Genomic DNA, 20945 nt, shown 5'->3' with positions numbered 1-20945 from the left:
AAGGAGTGAAAATCATGCTTACTGTCGCATTGGCAAAAGGTAGATTACTTAAAAGTTTTATAAAGTATTTAAATGAAATAAGAGAAACTGAAATAGCATATGCACTTGAACAAAGAGAGCGTCAATTACTTATAACAGTTAATGATATACAATTTATTTTAGTCAAGGGTAGTGATGTACCGATATATGTTGAACAAGGCGTTGCAGATATTGGCATCGTCGGCAGCGATATTTTAGAAGAAGGTAATTATTTTATTAACAACTTACTGGATTTACCTTTTGGCGAATGTCACTTTTCACTTGCTGCTAAACCAGAAGCTTCTCAATTTAAAAAAGTAGCTACTTCATATACCCAAACAGCACGTCAATATTTTGAAGCACAAGGTTTAGATGTTGAGCTTGTAAAACTATCAGGTTCAATTGAATTGGCATGTTTGGTAGATATGGTAGATGGCATTGTTGATATTGTTCAAACTGGTACTACTTTAAAGTCAAATGGCTTAGTTGAAAAAGAAAAGATTAAAAACATCAATGCTAAACTCATTACAAATAAGGCATCATATTTTAAAAAATCAACTGAAATTGATGATTTAATTAAAACTTTGGAGGTGACGCTCATTGATTACAAATAAAGAAACATTTATGAATAACTACCTGAACCAATCTGAACTAAACGAAGATTTATATCCAATCGTAAAAGAAATTTGTGATCAAGTGAAATTTCGAGGGGACGACGCCTTAAAGGAATACAATCTAAAACTAGACAAAGTAGAAACATCACAATTATCAGTTTCTAAGGAAGACTTATTTACTGCTTATCAACGCATTGACTCATCTATACGGGAAGCTCTTGAACAAAGTCATGACAGAATTAAGGCATATCAAATGTCTATTAAACAAGAGCATCAGCAGGATAATTCAGAATGTTACGAATTATATCACCCGTTAGAGCGTGTCGGTGTCTATGTCCCAGGTGGTAAAGCTAGCTATCCCTCCACCGTGTTAATGACTGTAACACTTGCTAAAGTTGCTGGTGTTAAAAATATCGTCGTCGTTACTCCACCACAAATTGAAGGCATACCTGATATTGTACTTGCTGCCTGTTATATTGCTGGTGTTGATCAAGTTTACCAAGTTGGTGGCGCACAAAGTATTGCTGCACTTGCGTATGGTACTGAGACAATTCCTAAAGTGGATAAAATAGTTGGACCTGGAAATCAATATGTTGCCTATGCCAAAAAATATTTATATGGGCAAGTTGGCATTGATCAGATTGCTGGTCCAAGTGAAATTGCACTAATCATTGATCGATCGGCTGACATAAATGCCATTACTTATGATGTATTTGCTCAAGCAGAACATGATGAACTCGCTAGAACATTTGTCATCAGTGAAGATAAAGACTTATTACAACAATTAGAAAATAATATTCAAAAAACTCTAAGACAAATCAAACGGCAACCTATTGTTGAAGCCAGTTTAAAACACAATCACTTCTTAATTTCAGTAGAAAACTTTACTGAAGCTTGCGATTTGATAAATCAAATTGCACCGGAACATGCATCTATACAAACACAATGTCCACATGACTATATCAACCATGTGAAATATGTAGGTGCACTCTTCTTAGGATATTATTCTCCAGAAGTTATCGGAGATTATGTTGCTGGCCCAAGCCATGTACTACCTACAAATCAGACTGCTCGTTTTACCAATGGTCTATCTGTGAATGATTTCTTAACGAGACATTCTGTCATAGATTTATCACAACAAACATTTAAAAACATTGAACAATCCGCACGTAAATTAGCACATATTGAACACTTGTATAATCACGAACAATCCATAGAAATTCGAACAACAAAGGAGCCACACAATGATTAGAATTAATAAAAATGAAAGTCCACTTAAACCATTATCTAATGAACAACTTGCAACAATTATTCAACAGGCAGCATTTAACTTTTATCCTGATGATGAGTATGAGCGCTTCAAACGAGCTTATGCAGCTTTTCATAATATTTCTCCTGATCAAGTCATAGCAGGTAATGGTTCTGATGAGCTCATTCAAAAATTAATGTTAATCATGCCAGAAGGACCGGCATTGACATTAGATCCTGACTTTTTCATGTATCAAGCTTATGCTAATCAGGTAGCTCGACCTATTGAATTTGTACCAGCAAATTCAGATTTAACATTTGATTTAGAAATGATTTTAAAACGAATTGATGAAGTACAGCCTGCATTCTTTATTATGAGTAATCCACATAATCCATCTGGCTTACAATATAGTACGACATTTTTAATGGCTATTGCAGATAAGATGCAAACATTGGGTGGTTACTTTATCATTGATGAAGCTTACTTAGATTTTGGTGAATCTTATGATATTAAGATGCAACCTCATGTTATTCAAATGCGTACGCTCTCGAAAGCGTTTGGTATCGCTGGCTTAAGACTAGGTGTGCTCATCGGTACTAATGATACCATCAAACTCATCCAAAGCATTGAGCATCCGTATCCTTTGAATACAATTACGCTTCATATCGCGATTTATATGTTTGAAAATCAAACAATGACTCGCGCGTTTATAAAGCAACAACGACAGCTTGCCCGAAAATTAAAAGATATGTTTCATGAACTTGTTGCCGATGTCATGGTAGTCTTCCCTTCTGCTACAAATTTCGTATTAACCAAAGGAGAAGCTGCGCAAAGTTTAGGTGCTTATATTAAAGACAATGGATTCCTTCCAAGATTATACGATGAACCAGAAATGTCTGACTATGTACGATACTCTATTGCTACAGATGAACAATTAGATCAATTATTTATACTTATTAAAAATTGGAGGTCGCAATATGATACTAAATAAAACACGTAATACAGCAGAAACACAATTAAGCATTTCTCTGGCTGATGACCACCGTGAAAGTAATATTCATACAGGCGTTGGGTTTTTGGATCATATGTTGACACTCTTTACTTTTCACAGCCAATTATCCTTATCTATAGAAGCAAATGGAGATGTTCAAGTCGATGATCATCATGTGACAGAAGATATTGGTATTGTTCTTGGACAGTTACTGTTATCGATGGTAAAGGAACGTAAATATTTTCAACGTTACGGGGTTAGTTACATACCCATGGATGAAACACTTGCGCGCACAGTCGTAGATATTAGTGGACGACCTTATTTATCTTTTAATGCTCAATTCAGTAAAGAAAAAGTAGGTACATTTGATACTGAACTCGTTGAGGAATTTTTCAGAGCACTTGTTATCAACTCACGTCTAACAACGCATATTGACTTAATTCGCGGTGGAAACACACACCATGAAATAGAAAGTATATTTAAATCTTTTGCTCGTGCGCTTAAAGATGCATTAGTCTCAAATGACGCTAATATCACTCCTTCTTCTAAGGGTGTGATTGAATGATTGCAGTGATTGACTATGGTTTAGGAAATATTAAAAACATACAACGTGCGCTTAATCGTTTAGGTTTTAATGCAATTTTAACAGATCGTGTAGAGGATATTGAGGCAGCAGATACCCTTATATTACCTGGTGTAGGTCATTTTAAAGATGCTATGCAAGCGATTGAAAAACGGGGATTAAAGTCTATTTTACAAAATATATCACATAAACCAATCATCGGTATTTGTCTAGGTATGCAATTGCTTTATGAACACAGCGCAGAAGGTGATGTAGAAGGATTACAACTTTTCCCAGGAAATATCATACCTATTCAAACACCTTATCCGGTACCGCATTTAGGGTGGAATAATTTAATCAGCAATTATACAACATTAACGCAAGATGTATATTTTGTACATTCCTATCAAGCTGAAATGTCAGATCATGTTGTTGCTTATGCAGACTATGGCACGTTGATTCCTGCAATTGTTCAATATAAAAATTTTATAGGTATCCAATTCCATCCTGAAAAAAGTGGTGAAGATGGTTTAGCGATACTTAATCAAGCTCTGAAAGGTGGTTTCTTATAATGATCAATATTTGGCCAGCTATTGATTTAATTAATGCAACAAGTGTGAGACTGACTGAAGGAAAATATGATTCAGAAGAAAAAATGACGCGCAGTGCCGAAGATAGCGTCGTTTTTTATGACAAGTTCGACTGTGTAGATCGTATTCATATTGTAGATTTAATCGGTGCCAAGCAGCAAACATCTATTGAACAGGACTACATCAAACAATTAAGAAGCCTGACCAATAAACCTATGGAAGTTGGTGGCGGTATACGTAGTTATGAAACAATCAAAGCTTATTTTGCTGACGGTATAGACTATTGTATTATTGGGACAAAAGGCATTCAAGATACTGAATGGTTAGCCAAAATGTCTCATCAATATCCGTACAAACTCTATCTATCAGTAGATGCATATCAGCGCGAAATAAAAATAAACGGCTGGGAACAAGATGCACATCTAGACTTATTCGATTTGGTTCAGCAAATCGAATCGCTACCATTGGGAGGTATCATCTATACGGATATTTCTAAAGATGGTCGCATGGCTGGCCCAAACTTTGAAATAACAGCACAGCTTGTCAAAGCAACACAAAAACCTGTCATTGCTTCTGGTGGTATTCGTCATCAACAAGACTTAGAACAATTAGAAAAATTTGGTGTTCATGCAGCAATCGTTGGTAAAGCTGCACACAACCCTGCATTTTGGGAGGGATTATCATGATTAAAAAAAGAATTATCCCCTGCCTAGATGTGAAAGATGGCCGCGTTGTCAAAGGCATACAATTTAAAGGGCTACGTGACCTTGGAAATCCTGTGGATTATGCACTTTATTACAACGAGCAAGGTGCAGATGAATTAGTCTTTTTAGATATCTCTCGAACTGAAGCAGGCCATGGACTTATGTTAGATGTTATTGAAGAAACTGCTGAAAAACTATTCATTCCACTTACAGTAGGAGGCGGCATTTCCACAATTGATGACATTTCCCAGTTGCTAAATCATGGTGCTGACAAGGTATCTCTAAACTCTAGCGCATTAAAGCACCCTGCTTTTATCCAAGAAGCCAGTGAAAAATTTGGAAGCCAATGTATTTGTATCGCTATAGATAGTAACTTTGATACAGAGTTAAATGATTATTTTTGCTATACACATGGCGGAAAGAAACGTACAGATAAACGTGTCTATGACTGGGTTCAAGAAGTGGAGGCGCTTGGCGCTGGCGAATTATTAATAACGAGTATGACACACGATGGGATGAAACAAGGCTTTGATGTTAACCATTTACATGAGATTGAACAACTTGTGCACATCCCTATTATTGCTTCTGGTGGTGGCGGCAATCCAGAGCATTTTGTAGATTTATTCAAACAAACAAATGTCTCGGCAGGATTAGCTGCTAGCATACTGCATGACAAAGAAACCACAGTGAATGAAATTAAACAATCAATGGCTCAAGGAGGTATTCCAATAAGATGACACAACAACCTGATTTTAGTAAAGGTCTTATTCCTGCCATACTACAAGATGTTCAGACAAAACAAGTGCTTATGCTTGGTTATATGAATGAAGATGCATACAACAAAACGTTAGCTGAGGGGAAGGTTTGTTTTTATTCACGTTCTAAAGACCGCTTATGGACCAAAGGAGAAACTTCTGGTCACACCCAAGTCGTTCAAAATGTACACCTAGACTGTGATCAAGACACCTTATTGATAGATGTAATTCCCAATGGACCAACTTGTCATACTGGGAGCCAAAGTTGTTTCAATACAACGGTTCCTTTCTATGTACAACAGCTCGAAGACACTGTATCTTCAAGCGCTAACTCTAATAAAGAAAATTCATACACACAATATTTATTGAATGAAGGTTTAGAAAAAATCACGAAGAAGTTTGGTGAAGAAGCTTTTGAAGTCGTAATCGGTGCTATGAAATCTAATCAAGAAGAAGTAACAAATGAAACTGCTGATTTAATGTATCATCTTTTTGTACTTTTACATGCATTGAACATCAAATTTGAAGATATTGAGAAAACTTTGTCAAAACGTCATCAAGTTTCCAATAACTTTAAAGGAGAAAGATCAGATATAAAAAATTGGTAAATTCGATTTACTGATTGCTTCATGATTTTTCATAATCAGTTAATTTCACTAATATATACTCATATATCAAACTATAGGCTAAAACAGATCATAACTGTTTTAGCCTATAGTTTTGAATTTATTAATTTTTTATACAAATAACACCATCAAATCTTCATCATAATACCGTTTGCCATCATAAAGTGCCTTTGGTTCAGTGCCATATTTCTGAAATCCTAATTTTTCATATAATTTAATAGCACTTTGGTTTTCCGTAAGAACCGATAAACCTATAGTTTTAACCACACCTTGTTCAGTGACAATATCTATCATTTTTTGAATTAGTTGTTGAGTAAATCCTTGTTTTCTATATTGTGGATCACAATATACACCGACTAAATTACCTCTGTGCATCACTTTTTCTAATATTTCTCGATAAAAAGTTGCATAACCGATTAATTTTCCATCGTCAAATACACCCATTGTAAAATGTCTTTCATTCGACCCTATCCTCTCTTCAAAACGTTCAATTGGTAAATGAAGCTCACGTTGATAAGTTGAAGCAAAACCTGTAGGATCAGTTTGTAGAGACTGTAAGCGCAATGAGCGATATGCTTCTACATCGCTTTTCTTAAGACATCTAAACTCCATGCTCTACCTACTTTCACATTATATTATCACTTTACTATTAACTGACTCAACGTCGTAACATTAAAAATATATATTAGACTGGTCTGACAGTAATTTCATTTACATTTACATGTGAAGGTTGTTGTAATGCATAAACTACCGCTTCAGCAATATCTTTGGGTTCTAGCTTTTTACGTTCTCCCCAATCTGTCTGGCCACTTAAAGGCGTATCTACCATACCTGGCGATATGCTTGTCACTCGAACGCCAGTTTTAGCCAGCTCTTTTTCCAATCCTTGCGTAATCGTGTGCACTGCAGCTTTCGTTGCACTATATATTGTACTCATTTTCGTCACTTCAAAACCTGAGATAGAAGCAATGTTAATAATATGACCACTAGATTGAGCTAAAAATGTTGGTATAACTGCATTAATGCCATATAGTGTCCCTTTCACATTTGTATCAATCATTGATTCCCAAGCCTTTACATTACCGTCCGTTACAGCAGAAGACATCATTTGCCCCGCACTATTTACAAGTATATCCAAGCGACCGAATTGTTCTTTTGCATATGCTATTAAACGTTCAACTTCTTGTTGCTGTGTCACATCCACTATTAAATATTCAACCTGTGCATGATGTTCGTTTGAACGAATACGATTCACAACATCTTTCAGCTTTGTTTCATTACGACCAGTTAATAGTAATTGTATACCGTGATTTGATAGCACCTCTGCTATGCTAGCACCAATGCCACTACTAGCACCAGTGATGATTGCAACCTTGTTCTCTAATTTAACCATCGAATCTTCCTTTCATCAAACGTATTTTATATTTTATACCCTGTCCTCAATGATTGTACCATGTGCCCTCCCCCTTGAAACAATGAGTTAGCTCATAAGCATGTGTACTTGTCATATACACTAAATCATTATAAAGTGGGTATATCATACATAACTCACTTATCTTCAAATAAATTAGGAGGATGATCCATGAACTTCACTGAAAGAATAAAAGAACTAAGAAATAATATTGATAGTACAAGTTTCGACTTTCGTTTTGAACAATTGTTTAATGAAGAAGAGTGGCTTGGACTATCGCTTAACCAGCGCCAGCAATATGAACGTGAATTCAGAAAATATGTCACCCAAAGTAATGTATTGCGTATTTCATATGCTTCACAAGATCACATTCGCATGCGTATGTATAATTCTATTTATAACTATAATGAAATCAAACATAACTTTAAATCTTATGTTTAATCATGATGAGAAAAGCCTACGTTACTGGATGAACAGTAACATAGGCTTTTCCACTTTGTAAGGGCTCTAAATAAATCATGAAAGGTGATACTAGGGAGAATAATATTCATGAAGTTTTACACACAAGATACGATGAAGTATATGTGTATAAACTTCAATGCTACTAGATGAATACAGTGTATTAATTACTTACTAGTAGCTTTTTTTCTAATCCATAGTTGTATAATTTTTCTGCATCAATATAAGCTATATAATCAATACTTCTGTATCCATCTTTAATGTCATTAATAATGCCTTGATTCACACCAGTATGTGTGTATATATCATAACTGCTTTCATTTGAAAAAATGACTTCTTCAATTACTTTTCTCATTTAATAATCACTCCGTATTTTTTCTTTCGTTAGGCATTGTTATCTTCTACACCCTTATCATAATCGATAACGTTAAGAATTTAAAGTGTTTTGTGATTAATTTCACAAAATAATCACTTTTAGTCCTTTTTAATATATTTCACACATTTTTAAATTGACAAATTGTTTAATTTTAAAAATGATTGATTTTAAAAATACGCATCATAGGTTAACGATAAAATTCCATTTATAGTACCTATTTCGTTAATATTGCGCTTAATCACGAAGCGTTAGTTATACCATTAGATAAATTGCTGTCATATTTTAGCTAATCATTTAGATCAAACGCACTGAATTTAATTTTTCTACAAATGCATGTGTTTGATGAATAATCATATCTAAATGGTTTTTTTGTGTCCCTTTAGTTAATGCATTACCAATACCGATAGCATAGGCACCACTTTTGTACCACTGCTCCATATTTTCTAATGACATGCCGCCATAAGGTATCATATGTATATTGGGGAAGATTTCACGAATGTTTTTCAAAAAAGGTACACCTAATATATTTGCAGGATACAACTTAATCACTGGTACTTCATACTGTATCGCTTTAGTTACTTCATCTTTCGAACCACATCTTGGCATGTAAGGTATTTGGTATACATTACAAATATGCGCTATTTGAACGTCTAAATGCGACGTTGCTATATAGCGAGCACCATTTATAATCGCTACACGTGCGGTTACAACATTTTGAACTGAACCTGCACCAATGATAATTGATTTACCAAATTTTTGGGTTAACGCTTTTATGGCCAATTCTGCATAGGGCGTGTTAGATGTTATTTCAATATTTTTCATACCACCCTCAATCATTTTTTCACTTTTCAATATAGCATCATCACAAGTAGATCCCTTAACTACTCCTACCAAGTAGTTTCGGTGTAATTGTTCCAAAGTCAACAATTTATCCATTAGCGTCTGTCCTTTCCAATCCATTTTATTTCATTGTAATTTTTATCTAATTTTCGTCAATCGATGTCTACGTAACCCTTTCATAGTAAGATTCATTATATTTTGTTAACAATTTGAGCAATCATTAGTATCTATGTAGCATATTGGTGTTTTATTTACAAAATGGATGCCATAGATGAGATATATCAAAAATAAAATGTACGCACCTTTGATCACGTACTTCTCTCAAATAGCCAATATTTTTATTAATAAAATAACTATTTTAGTAATAAAATGACATAAAACATCTACTTTGTGATTATACTCACAAAGTTATACGAAATGCGCTAGTTTTTTTCTATTATGAATGCTAACTTTAATATTATAAAGAAAGCGCTTTATTATATCCTTGAGTTTTGCTTACAATAGTATTTTAAAAGTAAGGCAATGGTATATGATAAAGCACATATTTTAACTTGAGAGGAACAGATTAAATGATTGATTCTTTATCACATTACAAACCTAGGTTTAAAAAATTAATTTGCGTTGATTCTGACGGATGTGCCATCGATTCTATGACTATCAAGCATGAGCGGGCATTTGGTCCAGCTATTGTTGAAGAATGGGATTTAGAAAATATAGAGTCCAAACTATTAAAGCGCTGGAATGATATAAATTTATATGAAATCACTAGAGGTATTAATCGCTTTAAAGGATTAGAACGCATGTTAAGTGAACTTGTTGAACAAGGGATTCATATTGAGGGATACGAGCATATTAAGCAGTGGGTGCAAACAACAGATGCTTTCTCTAATCCAGCACTCGAAAAAGCTATATCAAACAATCCGCAACAAAATGGATTACAAAAAGCATTATCATGGTCCCACCGTGTTAATGCAATTATCAAAACCTTACCAAGTATTGGACCATTTAAAAACGTACAAACGTCTCTACAAAATGCTTCAACTTTTGCCGATATCGCAATTGTGTCATCAGCAAATTTAGCGGCAGTAGAATATGAGTGGGAAACATACAAATTAACAGACTATTTAAGTGGCATGTTTGCACAAGAAGCAGGTACAAAAGAGCACTGTTTAGCGCACTTAAAACAATATTACAACTTAGAAGACATCATCATGTTAGGAGATGCCAAAGGAGACTTAGAAGCAGCAGAATCTCATGGTATGTACTTTTATCCAATACTAGCAGGTCATGAAGATCAATCGTGGCTAGACTTTAACAATAAATATTTAAAATTGTTTAAAGATGGTCATTTCAACCAATACACACATGACACTTTAAAACAAATATTTTTTAATAATTTTGAAGGAGAGAACTAACACTATGGTTAAAGTAGATTTGACAGCATCACCCTATCATTTAAATGACAATCAAATAGCATGGGTAGAAGAAACACTTGGTACATTAACAAACGAAGAAAAAATTGGTCAATTATTTTTTAACTTATTTTCTTTAGAAGGTGGCAAAAAATTTTTTGACGCAGACTTAACTAATAAAGATATACTTGAACGTTATCACATTGGTGGCGCTCGATATGAAGGTGGAAACAAAGAAGAAGTTCAAAACTTACTCAATGATTTACAAAGGCATACGAAAGTTCCAGTGCTTGTAGCAGCAAACTGTGATTCAGGAGGAAATGGTGCATGTAAAGATGGTACATATATCGCAAGTGCTGCTCAATGTGAAGCTGCCCAAGATACAAAAGTTTCATATAATGCTGGTCTCGTTTCAGCACGTGAATCCTCAGCACTTGGTGTACACATTAATTTCGATCCCTGTGTAGACATACTTAAGAATTGGCGCAATACAATCGTTAATACACGTGCATATGGCACAGATGCTGAAACAGTTATTAAATATTCAAGTGCATTTATTGACGGCTTTAATGCTGAACGCGATATGATTACATGTATCAAACACTTCCCTGGAGACGGTACGGAAGAGCGTGACCAGCACTTGGTGCTTGGAGTAAATGAACTATCTACCGATGAATGGGACGACAGCTTCAGAAAAGTTTATCAACATCACATTGATCGCGGTGTACAGATGATAATGGCAGGACATATTGCACAACCTGCTTATTCAAAAAAATTAAATCCAAGTCTCGAAGATAAAGACATTTTACCTGCAACTCTTTCTTCTGAACTAATTACTGATTTACTAAAAGATGATATGAAATTTAATGGTTTAGTCGTTACTGATGCTAGCCATATGTTAGGTATGACTGCTTCTATGCGTCGCGAAGATTATGTTCCATTAGCCATTGCAGCTGGTTGTGATATGTTCTTGTTCTTCAATGATTTGGAAGAAGATTACCAATTTATGCTCAATGGTTATAAAAACGGGGTCATCACAGAAGAGAGATTAAATGATGCCGTAAGACGTATCTTAGGTTTAAAAGCACAACTCAATCTTCACATGAAACAAGAAGACGGTTCAATCATTCAACCTCAAGAAGCATTAGATATTATCGGTTGTACAGAACATTTAGAAATGCGCGCAGAAGCAGCTGATTTAGGCATAACACTTGTAAAAAACACTTTAAATCAATTACCTATCCGACCTGAAACACATAAAAATATTATGCTTTATGTGATCGAAGGCGAAAAAGATGGCATCTATAAATCAGCGAATAACGTCACAGATGATATTATAAAAGAACTCGAATCTCGTGGATTTAATGTGACATTAAATGATGGTTCAACACGTATTAAAGGTAAAACATTAGAATATCGTGAAAAAGTAGACGCTGCGTTAGTATTTGCAAATATTATCGGCTATGCTGCTGAAAATAACTATCGCATTAAATGGGGTACAGCCATGAGTAATGAAATACCGTGGTATGTACATGAAGTACCAACCGTGTTTATTTCTACCAATTTCACGACTCACTTGCATGATGCAACAATGGTTAAAGCTTATATAAACGCTTATCATTCCAACAGAGAAAATATTAAACAAACCATTGATAAGATCATAGGAGAAAGTGAATTTAAAGGTCAATATAATGACTTAGTATGGACAGAAAAATGGCAAGCAAAATTATAGAAAAGCGAGTTATAATATTATTCTTAGGATATAATACCTATGCTTAAATTAAGGACTAATCTCTCACATTAAAATGAGATTAGTCCTTTTTATATTGAAATGCTTTCGTATAGGTATGGATAGCTTTAGCTAGAGTATGTTTGTTCGAACTGTACACATTCACGTATTTTATTATCTACAGCGTCAACACAGTACTCTTTTGTCTCCTTTTATAACGATCATAAAGCTAAACAAACTAATTTATACTAAAACTTACTAAACATACAAAATACATTTTATTATATATAATGCCGCTAAATCATATTATTCAATTTGATACCCCCTTTTCTATAAAACCAAAATAACCCTAAAGCTTGTTATAGGCTTCAGGGTGAATATACTTATAATTGTATTTAGTTGTTTATGATTTATAGCCAAAGTTAGGTATGTTTTCCCAACGTTTCTTGAAATAATGTGCAACTGCTTTAGGGCGACGTTCACGCGTGAATATTCCTTTTTTGTTTCCTTGGACACGGATAATATCTGCAGATGTTTCAAAATCTGCAAAATTCCATGTATGTTCACCAATAAATTGTGGATATTGATCAATGACTTCATGATTTGCTTCATAATAACGAATTTGGTACTCTTCCGTAAATAATTCATCATTTAGTGAATGTAATCCTGCTACTGTGTCCGCACCATATTCTGTAAACATAATTGGCTTATGCGGTTGTTTTTCACTCCAACCATCTAACTCAGTTCTTAAAGCTTCTTTAGCAGCTTCCAAGTCGCCTGTTTGTGTATACCATCCGTAATATCTGTTCAGACACAATACATCTACTAAATCTTGAACTTGGCAATTATCCGGCTGTGACATTAAAATGGTTACGATTGTTACAGGTCTGTTTTGTGGATCGCAAGAACGTGCTAAGTTGACCAAGGGCTCAAAATATTCTTTTGCGCCTTCTTCAGTTGAAGCTGGTTCATTAGCTATTGACCACATTACTACACATGCATGGTTTTTATCTCTATCAATCAAATCTTTGATAACAGATTCGTGTGCTTTTTTCGTTCCAATTTCTTTAAATGTATCTCTTGTAGACACACCATATAATACAGTGCTAAAGTTTAAATGCACGCCGACAGCAGTTGTTTCATCTATGACAACAATACCTTGTTCATCTGCCAATCGCATCATTTCTTCAGAATAAGGATAGTGTGACGTTCTAAATGAGTTACCGCCAATCCATTTAATCAGATTGAAATCCATAACGTTTGTTACTTCATTTAATCCTCGGCCATTATAATAGGTATCTTCATGCTTACCAAATCCTTTAAAATAAAACGGTTGATCATTGATTAAAAATTGCCCCTGTTTTACTTCCACAGATCGTATACCAAAACGCTCAGCATAACTATCTACAGCTTGATTATTATCAACTAACGTTACTTCTAAATGATATAAGTAAGCATTCAAAGGTTGCCATAAATGCGGCTGTTCAACCTTGATAGAACCCTGTGCACCAGTCGTTTCTGCTACAACCTTTCCCGCTTCATCTATCAATTTAATTAAGATATCATCCACTGGTTCATTGATGGAAACATTATAATTTATTTCTGCCACATCATTTTTAACTTCTGGAACAATTTCAATATCTTTTATAAATGTTTGTGGTGTTGTATAAATTTTAACGGGTCTATGCAAACCAGCATAATTGAAAAAGTCAAAATTAGGTTTATTTCTTTTAATCAAATTACCATCTTTGTCTGTGGTTTCGCTATAATTACCAACAGGTAAAGTCGTTTCGTCTAATATATTATTTACACAAACCGTTAAACGATGTTTTCCTGTAGAGAATTTTTGATTTAATTCCACTTCAAATGGTAGAAATCCTCCTTGATGTGATGTGACTTCTTGACCATCGATATAAACAGTTGCTTTATGTGTAGCTGAACCAAATCTCAACACAATACGTTCATCTGATAGTACGTTAGGTATCGTAAACATTCTTTCATACCAAACGTTTCCTACATGATTACGTATGTTTGCAGTCACGCCTTGATCATTATATGAACCAGGTACTGCCATAACTAAATCAGTGTCCAAAGGTTTCGTTACATCTATTTGATCATAGTTCTCTTCTAATTTAAACTGCCAAACACCATTTAAGTCTATGATACTTCTCTGTTCATTTGTTACTGGATATAGCATATAAATGCTCCTCTCATAAAATTAAATACAAAATAGTTATAATTCCTCTCTAAGTGCTAGTTCTTTAACAATTTGTTTATGTTTCTGATCTGTTAATGGGTATGCAATGAAGAAAAGTATCACTGCAACTAAACAAATGACTGCGGGCACCACAAAGAATAATATTTTTAAACCGAATATTGTATCAGGCGTTTGTGCCGCATTTGGTACATAACCAATAATTGTTAATGCCATACCTGGTATAAAACCTGCTAAGCCTTGTGAAATTTTTCTAGTAAAACTATAACTTGCATAAATAATACCTTCAGATCTAAGTCCTGATTGCCATTGTCCGTATTCTACAACATCAGCTATAAACGCCCATGTCACCGTATTTGGAATAACTAAGAATAATTGTGCAATCGTGTTAAATATTAAGAAAAGTACAATTTGCTCTGAAAATAACGAAAAGTTCACAATTTGGAAAATAATAAAACCACTTACGCCTATGACTGCTGTCATTTTTTTACCTACTTTTTTACTTAAGAAAGTAGTTAGGAATAATGCTGGTATTAAAACAATAAAATTCAATGTACTTACAATTCCTATTAAATTATCAAAACCAAGTACATTTTTGTAATAATATAGTTGCGCACCTTGTTGTAAAAATAAAGCAGTAATCGTTAACAATGTATAAATTGCTAGAATTATAAATGGTCTATTTTTCAGTAAATTAAAAAACGCTTTACGCCCTAAACCTTTTACTTGCGGACGTTCAATTGTATGACGCTCTTTAACCCCCTTATAACACAACATATGTAGTGTCACACCTGCAATTGCAAGTATTCCTACTGCAATCGGATAACCAATCGCATGATTCGGAAATAAACTTACTAACGGAATAATAACAATGCCTGAAATAAACATGGCACCTTGTGACCCTAAATTACGAAACACTGATAATTGTGTTCGATCATCCGCATTAATCGTCATTGAGGCAGACAATGAACCATAAGGTATATTCACGACAGAATAAGCAGCATTGAATAGTAAATATGTTCCAAATGCCCATATAATTTTACCTGTTTCACTGATATCAGGAGAAATAAAAGTTAAAACAGTCAATATTGCTAAAGGAACGCTCCCATATAAAATAAATGGTCTAAATTTTCCCCGTTTTGAAAAATTCTTCTGATTATCGACAAGAGTTCCTACACCCGTGTCTACAAATGCATCGAAAAATTTAGCAACTAAAAATACGAGACCACCAACGGCAGACGGAATTCCCAAAATATCTGTATAAAAAAGCAGTAAATAAATTTGCCCCATATCAAACATTAATCCGTTTCCTAAATCCCCAAATCCATAAGCTAGTTTTTCTTTGAATTTTAATTTCGGTGATTCAATTTCGTTAAATTTTTTCAATTTCTTATTTGCCGGTTTTAATCTGGCTGTAACCATAAGGATTACCTCTTTCCACTATCGAAACAACATTTGTGCACCTCATCTTTGCAGTTTCATAGTCTGTTTTATTGAATGTGGCCATCAATCATAACTTCCCCCATAGAATTGAAAGCGTTTTCTTACGTACATAAAAAATTTTTAACCCTCTAGAATAGATACGCTTATTATTTTCACGTGCATACACCCTTAACACTTTTTGATAGAGCTCTTACTTTTATTATATTTTTATAATGACAACAGTCAATAAAAAATAACAACGTTGTTAAAATTGTGTCTTACTTATCCATCTATGCTATTTTTTTCAACTATTGCTAAAGTCTGTAATAACGCCAATCCAAATTGATACTATACTTTATTACATACAATTGCGCGGAAAATATTAAATTAGCTCTAAGTTTAATGTGAATTGGTGCTATTTTAATTATTTTCAGAGATAATTATGATTTTTTTGATATTTTCCTAATTTTTTTTACAATTTTTTTATTGAATATTTAATTTTCTGATTTTTCATTATATCTACTAATAAAATTCTTTATGTTCCGTCCGATATTTCAATGGTGTCTTGCCATATTGCTTTTTAAAACATTGTGCGAAATAACTTTGTTCCTTAAAACCAACATATTTTGCCACTTCGGCAACAGTCATTTTTGTCCGCGCTATTAAGTCACGCCCTTTTTTTATTCTTAGTGCTGTAATAAATTGTGATAAAGATTGATGACATTCCTGATTAAAAATTCTTGATAGATAACTAGGTGCCAAATTCACATAATTCGCTAATTCTTCTAAAGTTAAATTACTATCTAAGTTTCTTTCAATATATTGAATCACTTTACTTACTTTAGGGCTAAAGGCATTCGCTTTAATTTTCATAGCCCTTTCTGCATATTCCTTTACAATTGCATACGTTAATTCTTCCAATACTTCTACATCCAATGTCCGATCAATCATTGCAGCATATCGAGCGGATATTTCATCGATATGTATAAGACTTACACCCGCTTTTTCACCAGCTTTACGGCATAAAGTATTGATCAAATATGCTTTATATTGTTCATTTGATAGATCATCCTTCACTCGTCGTAAACCAGTCACAGACAAACTCATCTTTTTTAAAATCGTTAATGCTTCTTCGACATTTCCGTTTTCTACTGCAGTCAACAATTGATTTTCTAAATTATATCTATATTCTATTTCTTGTAATGTGTAATCACTTTGAAGCTTAGAATCAGCTAAAAATGTTTCATTTGCATGAAAACTGAAGTCAATTTCTACCGTTTCATAGACAATATTTCTTTTCTTCAAAAAACGAATTGCTAAACGACACATTTTTTGTGCTTTAACATGATGACATATTGGTATTTTAAGTAGATATTGTTTCAGTGTAGGCAGCTTAGAAATTTTAATATTTAAATTTAGTAACATTTCATTACATTGGCGCTCATTGGGTCGTTTATCCATATAAGGCCCAATAATATATATTTTTCTATATTTTTTAAATTTAAAAATCAAAAAGCTAACATTAAAACTATTTTTATAGTGATAAATTTTATTACTTTGCATATGCACAATAAAATGTTTCAACTCATTTCTATATTGTTTTTTGGTAGTATTCATAAAAGGTGTCTTAATATGGTTACTAATCTCCTTTATGTTGTCCATATCATAACCTTCTAACTGAATACCCAGCAATTGTATAGCATGCATTTGCAATATTTCTAGCGTTTCATTTTTCATAAAAAACACCCCATTCCTTATATTTTTATTATATCTAAATATTAAGGAATAGAGTATCAAATGAATAAAAAATATTTAATTTATTTTTAGTATTTTATATATTTAGTCATGTAAGGCTATTGATCACTCTGTGTCTATTGTTTCTTACCCAATTTTAATTTAAACGGCGCATAGAATAAGACAAAGATAAGCACCAAACCTAAATAACCGATTAATGGATAGAAGATTGCTACCAGATCTGTAAATCCGACAAAACTTAAGCAAAGTCCTACAAGGATTGTAATAGTATAAAATATCTTAAAACGTATAGAATCTACAACAGTGAAACGTGTTGCAAATGCATAAAACATACCTAGTCCTGTATTGAAAATCATACCAAATATCACGATTGCCATAATGATACCTAGAATTGGTGATATATGGTTCACAATACCTAACATAGGCATTTCCATATTACCGACAATATTGATTTGTGTAAAAATTGCTAAATGACTTAAGACAATCATAGCACCCAATATCAGGCCACCTACTAAGCCTCCAATTGCTGCTACTTTTGAATTTTTTTCTGCTCCACCCATTACAATAGCCATTGAAGCACCTACTGCTGTATTAAATGAAGCATAATTAATACCTGCAACAAACCAATTAGGTAATGTCGAAGGTTTCGCATCTGAAATTGTATTTAATTCAGAAAATGGTACATTTGTAGTTAAGAAACTATAAATCGAAATAATTAATATAAAAATAATTAAAAACGGCGTAATATTGCCAATAACTTTAACTACACCTTCTACCTTTAACATTCCTGCAAGGATGATTAATACAGTCATTAATAATGTACCAACGAGCGATGGTACCCCAAATTGTTGATTTAAGTTTGACCCAGCACCTGCAATCATCACTACACCGACACCAAACAAAGTAAAGATAATGACTAAATCAATAATCCATCCCAATAATTTTCCAAATAATGATTTTCCAGTAATATTATGTATAACGACTTTATGTGAATCTGTATCAAACTTACTCCCTAACCAAACAAGCATCATCCCAACATAAGCAAACAACGCTGTGGTAATGATAGCACCCAAAGTGCCCAAAATACCAAAACTAGTAAAATATTGCAGCACTTCTTGTCCAGAAGCAAATCCAGCACCAACGATGACACCGATAAAAGCACTAGCAATCAGTAATATTCTTTTCATCATGTTACCCCCTTATTGAGTCTACTATATACAACTTAAATAAAATTTCAATTATAATAACTATGATTATTGTATATTTGGCATCTAAACTACTTAAAATTTCTACGATTACTCAATTTTATCATTTTATCCATAATTTATGTTGAAATACTTAAAAGACTAAGCAATTCATGCAAAATAGCATTTGGAACATAAACCCTAGAAAAATAACATGAAGATGATTTAATTCAGTCCATCTGTGTGATTCATTGTTACTCATCAATACTACGACTTATTTATGTCTAAATTCACATTAAAATATTTTTAAAAATAAGGACCTATATTAACCCAAGTAGTAAATCAATGACCTAACTATAATTAAAACAATATTGAAAAAGGCAATTTCTATATGATTTCAATAGAAATTGCCTTTTTTCACTTGTTCAAGAACTTTATGTTCCAGACTCTATTTCGTAACACACACCCATTTATATGTGTTTTTATGTGATTTTATTATACAAAGATACTTAATATAAAAATAAAAACTAGTCCTGAAACAGAAATAACCGTTTCAAGTAATGACCAAGTTAGAAACGTTTCTTTAACAGTTAAACCAAAATATTCTTTAAACATCCAAAAGCCTGCGTCATTCACATGAGATAAGATAACACTACCTGCGCCAATTGCTAATACTACTAATGCAACATTCACGTCCGATGATTGTAGTAATGGCAATACAATGCCTGTTGATGAAATTGCGGCTACTGTAGATGAGCCTAAAGCAATTCTTAAAACGGCTGCAACTACCCATGCTAGTAATATAGGAGACATTTCAGTACCTTCAAACATTTTAGCTATTGTGTCACCAACACCACCATCTATCAGTACCTGTTTGAAAGTACCACCGCCGCCTATAATTAAAATCATCATTCCAATAGGATAGATTGCGTTTGATACAGAATCCATGATTTCAGCATTTTTTCTACCTTGTCTGACACCCATTGTTATAATTGCAAACAAAACGGCAATTAACATCGCTGTACCAGCAGTACCTATAAAGTAAATGAAGGATTCAAAGCCATTTGTCGCTTCTTCATTACCCGTCACTAACTGAACAATTGTAGAAAGTAACATAAGAATAACTGGTGAAATTGCAGTTAGTAAACTGATACCAAATCCAGGCATTTCAGACTCTGAAAATTCTTTTTGCGCACCTAAAGCTGAGATATCACCTTCGCGTTGATAAGCAGTTGGCGTAATTTTTTGTGCCACTTTATTAAATAATGGCCCTGCAATAATGGTAACAGGTATTGCTATAATTATACCGTAAAGTAACACATGACCTAAATTAGCTTGTAGTTCTTTAGCAATTACAACTGGTCCCGGATGTGGTGGTAAGAATCCATGTGTCACAGATAGTGCTACAACCATAGGAAGTCCAAGTTTTAATTGTGATACATTCGCGCGTTTTGCAATTGTAAATACTAATGGTATTAATAGTACTAATCCTACTTCAAAGAATAACGCTATACCTACAATAAAGGCTGCAATCAACATTGCCCATTGTACGTGTTTGTGTCCAAACTTTTTAATCAATGTATCGGCAATACGTGTAGCACCACCACCATCAGCCAATAGTTTACCTAAAATCGCACCTAAACCAAAAATTAGAGCAATATGTCCTAAAGTACTTCCCATACCATTTTCAATGGTTTCTATAATTTTATCTAACGGCATTCCGAGTAAAATAGCAGTGATAATAGATGTAATAATTAATGATATAAATGTATTTAACTTCAAGAAAATGATTAATGATAATAATACAACGATACCTATAACCACTGTAATTAATGGCCAAATTGTTTCAAACATAATTGTTCTCCCCTTTAACACTTAACATAATCGTTCATAATATCAAAAGGGCTTGCCCTCTCAATGATAACGCTTACTTAAATGTTTAAAATTTTAAATTTTTTAAACTGAATGAAATGATAGCCTTAAATGGAATTTACATATTTTTATTTATAGCTTATCATTCACTCAGTTTGTAC

At 33.5% G+C, this 20945-nt stretch carries 20 protein-coding genes; 11 read left to right on the top strand and 9 right to left on the bottom strand.

Annotation, left to right across the window (positions count from 1 at the left end):
• The first annotated feature begins 14 nt into the window (after positions 1-14).
• From hisG to hisIE, 8 genes are read left to right on the top strand one after another with little or no spacing between them, the layout of a single operon-like run.
• Positions 15-632: an ATP phosphoribosyltransferase gene (hisG, locus tag AB1J10_RS05745; RefSeq protein ID WP_107365208.1), complete on the top strand. Its 618-nt coding sequence runs from the start codon at positions 15-17 to the stop codon at positions 630-632.
• Positions 622-1884 carry a histidinol dehydrogenase gene (gene hisD / locus AB1J10_RS05740; protein WP_239991570.1) on the top strand — a complete coding sequence of 421 codons (1263 nt, stop codon included), beginning with the start codon at positions 622-624 and terminating at the stop codon, positions 1882-1884. Before hisG ends, hisD begins: the two co-directional genes overlap by 11 nt.
• Positions 1877-2872, top strand: coding sequence for a pyridoxal phosphate-dependent aminotransferase (locus AB1J10_RS05735; RefSeq protein WP_107365210.1), 996 nt, complete (start codon positions 1877-1879; stop codon positions 2870-2872). Before hisD ends, AB1J10_RS05735 begins: the two co-directional genes overlap by 8 nt.
• Positions 2859-3437 carry an imidazoleglycerol-phosphate dehydratase HisB gene (gene hisB / locus AB1J10_RS05730; protein WP_019470091.1) on the top strand — a complete coding sequence of 193 codons (579 nt, stop codon included), beginning with the start codon at positions 2859-2861 and terminating at the stop codon, positions 3435-3437. The genes AB1J10_RS05735 and hisB overlap by 14 nt, the downstream gene beginning before the upstream one ends.
• Positions 3434-4006, top strand: coding sequence for an imidazole glycerol phosphate synthase subunit HisH (hisH, locus tag AB1J10_RS05725; protein WP_019470090.1), 573 nt, complete (start codon positions 3434-3436; stop codon positions 4004-4006). The genes hisB and hisH overlap by 4 nt, the downstream gene beginning before the upstream one ends.
• Positions 4006-4710: a 1-(5-phosphoribosyl)-5-((5-phosphoribosylamino)methylideneamino)imidazole-4-carboxamide isomerase gene (gene hisA, locus AB1J10_RS05720; protein WP_019470089.1), complete on the top strand. Its 705-nt coding sequence runs from the start codon at positions 4006-4008 to the stop codon at positions 4708-4710. The genes hisH and hisA overlap by 1 nt, the downstream gene beginning before the upstream one ends.
• A complete protein-coding gene (gene hisF / locus AB1J10_RS05715; RefSeq protein WP_046206799.1) occupies positions 4707-5465 on the top strand; it encodes an imidazole glycerol phosphate synthase subunit HisF in 759 nt (252 codons plus the stop codon). Before hisA ends, hisF begins: the two co-directional genes overlap by 4 nt.
• Positions 5462-6091, top strand: coding sequence for a bifunctional phosphoribosyl-AMP cyclohydrolase/phosphoribosyl-ATP diphosphatase HisIE (gene hisIE / locus AB1J10_RS05710; RefSeq protein ID WP_019470087.1), 630 nt, complete (start codon positions 5462-5464; stop codon positions 6089-6091). Before hisF ends, hisIE begins: the two co-directional genes overlap by 4 nt.
• Positions 6092-6220: 129 nt before the next feature.
• On the opposite strand, the gene AB1J10_RS05705 is transcribed toward hisIE, so the two are convergent.
• Positions 6221-6721, bottom strand: a complete 501-nt coding sequence (locus AB1J10_RS05705; protein WP_019470086.1) for a GNAT family N-acetyltransferase — start codon at positions 6719-6721, stop codon at positions 6221-6223.
• Positions 6722-6794: 73 nt separating this feature from the next.
• The gene (locus AB1J10_RS05700) at positions 6795-7502 is read right to left on the bottom strand and encodes an SDR family oxidoreductase (RefSeq protein WP_107520599.1); all 708 of its coding nucleotides are present in this window, start codon (positions 7500-7502) and stop codon (positions 6795-6797) included.
• 189 nt (positions 7503-7691) lie between these two features.
• On the opposite strand from AB1J10_RS05700, the gene AB1J10_RS05695 reads away from it, so the two are divergent.
• Positions 7692-7961 (top strand): DUF1413 domain-containing protein, encoded by a 270-nt coding sequence (locus AB1J10_RS05695; RefSeq protein WP_019470084.1) that lies wholly within the window; start codon positions 7692-7694, stop codon positions 7959-7961.
• A 181-nt stretch (positions 7962-8142) separates the two neighbouring features.
• Here AB1J10_RS05695 and AB1J10_RS05690 read toward each other — a convergent pair whose 3' ends face one another.
• Positions 8143-8334: a hypothetical protein gene (locus tag AB1J10_RS05690; RefSeq protein ID WP_019470083.1), complete on the bottom strand. Its 192-nt coding sequence runs from the start codon at positions 8332-8334 to the stop codon at positions 8143-8145.
• 315 nt (positions 8335-8649) lie between these two features.
• A complete protein-coding gene (locus AB1J10_RS05685; protein WP_070657968.1) occupies positions 8650-9291 on the bottom strand; it encodes a hypothetical protein in 642 nt (213 codons plus the stop codon).
• Positions 9292-9764: 473 nt separating this feature from the next.
• Between AB1J10_RS05685 and AB1J10_RS05680 the strand changes: the two genes are divergently transcribed.
• Both AB1J10_RS05680 and AB1J10_RS05675 read left to right on the top strand, forming a co-directional pair.
• Positions 9765-10610: an HAD hydrolase-like protein gene (locus AB1J10_RS05680; protein ID WP_064209288.1), complete on the top strand. Its 846-nt coding sequence runs from the start codon at positions 9765-9767 to the stop codon at positions 10608-10610.
• 4 nt (positions 10611-10614) lie between these two features.
• Positions 10615-12339, top strand: coding sequence for a glycoside hydrolase family 3 protein (locus AB1J10_RS05675; protein ID WP_369003045.1), 1725 nt, complete (start codon positions 10615-10617; stop codon positions 12337-12339).
• A gap of 400 nt (positions 12340-12739) precedes the next feature.
• Here AB1J10_RS05675 and uidA read toward each other — a convergent pair whose 3' ends face one another.
• The 5 genes from uidA to AB1J10_RS05650 form a co-directional block, all read right to left on the bottom strand.
• Positions 12740-14533 (bottom strand): beta-glucuronidase, encoded by a 1794-nt coding sequence (gene uidA / locus AB1J10_RS05670; protein WP_073344144.1) that lies wholly within the window; start codon positions 14531-14533, stop codon positions 12740-12742.
• A 36-nt stretch (positions 14534-14569) separates the two neighbouring features.
• Positions 14570-15973 (bottom strand): MFS transporter, encoded by a 1404-nt coding sequence (locus AB1J10_RS05665; protein ID WP_046206794.1) that lies wholly within the window; start codon positions 15971-15973, stop codon positions 14570-14572.
• A 522-nt stretch (positions 15974-16495) separates the two neighbouring features.
• The gene (locus AB1J10_RS05660) at positions 16496-17710 is read right to left on the bottom strand and encodes a helix-turn-helix domain-containing protein (RefSeq protein ID WP_046206793.1); all 1215 of its coding nucleotides are present in this window, start codon (positions 17708-17710) and stop codon (positions 16496-16498) included.
• Positions 17711-17844: 134 nt separating this feature from the next.
• Positions 17845-18915: a YkvI family membrane protein gene (locus AB1J10_RS05655; RefSeq protein WP_019470076.1), complete on the bottom strand. Its 1071-nt coding sequence runs from the start codon at positions 18913-18915 to the stop codon at positions 17845-17847.
• Positions 18916-19407: 492 nt separating this feature from the next.
• Entirely contained in the window at positions 19408-20766 is a 1359-nt protein-coding gene (locus tag AB1J10_RS05650) for a gluconate:H+ symporter (RefSeq protein ID WP_019470075.1), read from the bottom strand.
• Between the last annotated feature and the right edge of the window lie 179 nt (positions 20767-20945).

Origin of the sequence: Staphylococcus cohnii species complex 1663 (assembly GCF_041008415.1) — a bacterium.
GTDB classification, from domain to species: domain Bacteria; phylum Bacillota; class Bacilli; order Staphylococcales; family Staphylococcaceae; genus Staphylococcus; species Staphylococcus ureilyticus.
This window is presented reverse-complemented; position numbering and strand designations above follow the sequence as displayed.

Coding starts and splice junctions, on each gene's coding strand:
- AB1J10_RS05700 (WP_107520599.1), bottom strand. CDS start 7,502: ATGGTTAAATTAGAGAACAAGGTTGCAATCATCACTGGTGCTAGTAGT.
- AB1J10_RS05675 (WP_369003045.1), top strand. CDS start 10,615: ATGGTTAAAGTAGATTTGACAGCATCACCCTATCATTTAAATGACAAT.
- uidA (WP_073344144.1), bottom strand. CDS start 14,533: ATGCTATATCCAGTAACAAATGAACAGAGAAGTATCATAGACTTAAAT.
- AB1J10_RS05660 (WP_046206793.1), bottom strand. CDS start 17,710: ATGAAAAATGAAACGCTAGAAATATTGCAAATGCATGCTATACAATTG.
- AB1J10_RS05665 (WP_046206794.1), bottom strand. CDS start 15,973: ATGGTTACAGCCAGATTAAAACCGGCAAATAAGAAATTGAAAAAATTT.
- AB1J10_RS05680 (WP_064209288.1), top strand. CDS start 9,765: ATGATTGATTCTTTATCACATTACAAACCTAGGTTTAAAAAATTAATT.
- hisIE (WP_019470087.1), top strand. CDS start 5,462: ATGACACAACAACCTGATTTTAGTAAAGGTCTTATTCCTGCCATACTA.
- AB1J10_RS05695 (WP_019470084.1), top strand. CDS start 7,692: ATGAACTTCACTGAAAGAATAAAAGAACTAAGAAATAATATTGATAGT.
- AB1J10_RS05685 (WP_070657968.1), bottom strand. CDS start 9,291: ATGGATAAATTGTTGACTTTGGAACAATTACACCGAAACTACTTGGTA.
- AB1J10_RS05735 (WP_107365210.1), top strand. CDS start 1,877: ATGATTAGAATTAATAAAAATGAAAGTCCACTTAAACCATTATCTAAT.
- AB1J10_RS05690 (WP_019470083.1), bottom strand. CDS start 8,334: ATGAGAAAAGTAATTGAAGAAGTCATTTTTTCAAATGAAAGCAGTTAT.
- hisB (WP_019470091.1), top strand. CDS start 2,859: ATGATACTAAATAAAACACGTAATACAGCAGAAACACAATTAAGCATT.
- hisF (WP_046206799.1), top strand. CDS start 4,707: ATGATTAAAAAAAGAATTATCCCCTGCCTAGATGTGAAAGATGGCCGC.
- AB1J10_RS05650 (WP_019470075.1), bottom strand. CDS start 20,766: ATGTTTGAAACAATTTGGCCATTAATTACAGTGGTTATAGGTATCGTT.
- AB1J10_RS05655 (WP_019470076.1), bottom strand. CDS start 18,915: ATGAAAAGAATATTACTGATTGCTAGTGCTTTTATCGGTGTCATCGTT.
- AB1J10_RS05705 (WP_019470086.1), bottom strand. CDS start 6,721: ATGGAGTTTAGATGTCTTAAGAAAAGCGATGTAGAAGCATATCGCTCA.
- hisH (WP_019470090.1), top strand. CDS start 3,434: ATGATTGCAGTGATTGACTATGGTTTAGGAAATATTAAAAACATACAA.
- hisG (WP_107365208.1), top strand. CDS start 15: ATGCTTACTGTCGCATTGGCAAAAGGTAGATTACTTAAAAGTTTTATA.
- hisA (WP_019470089.1), top strand. CDS start 4,006: ATGATCAATATTTGGCCAGCTATTGATTTAATTAATGCAACAAGTGTG.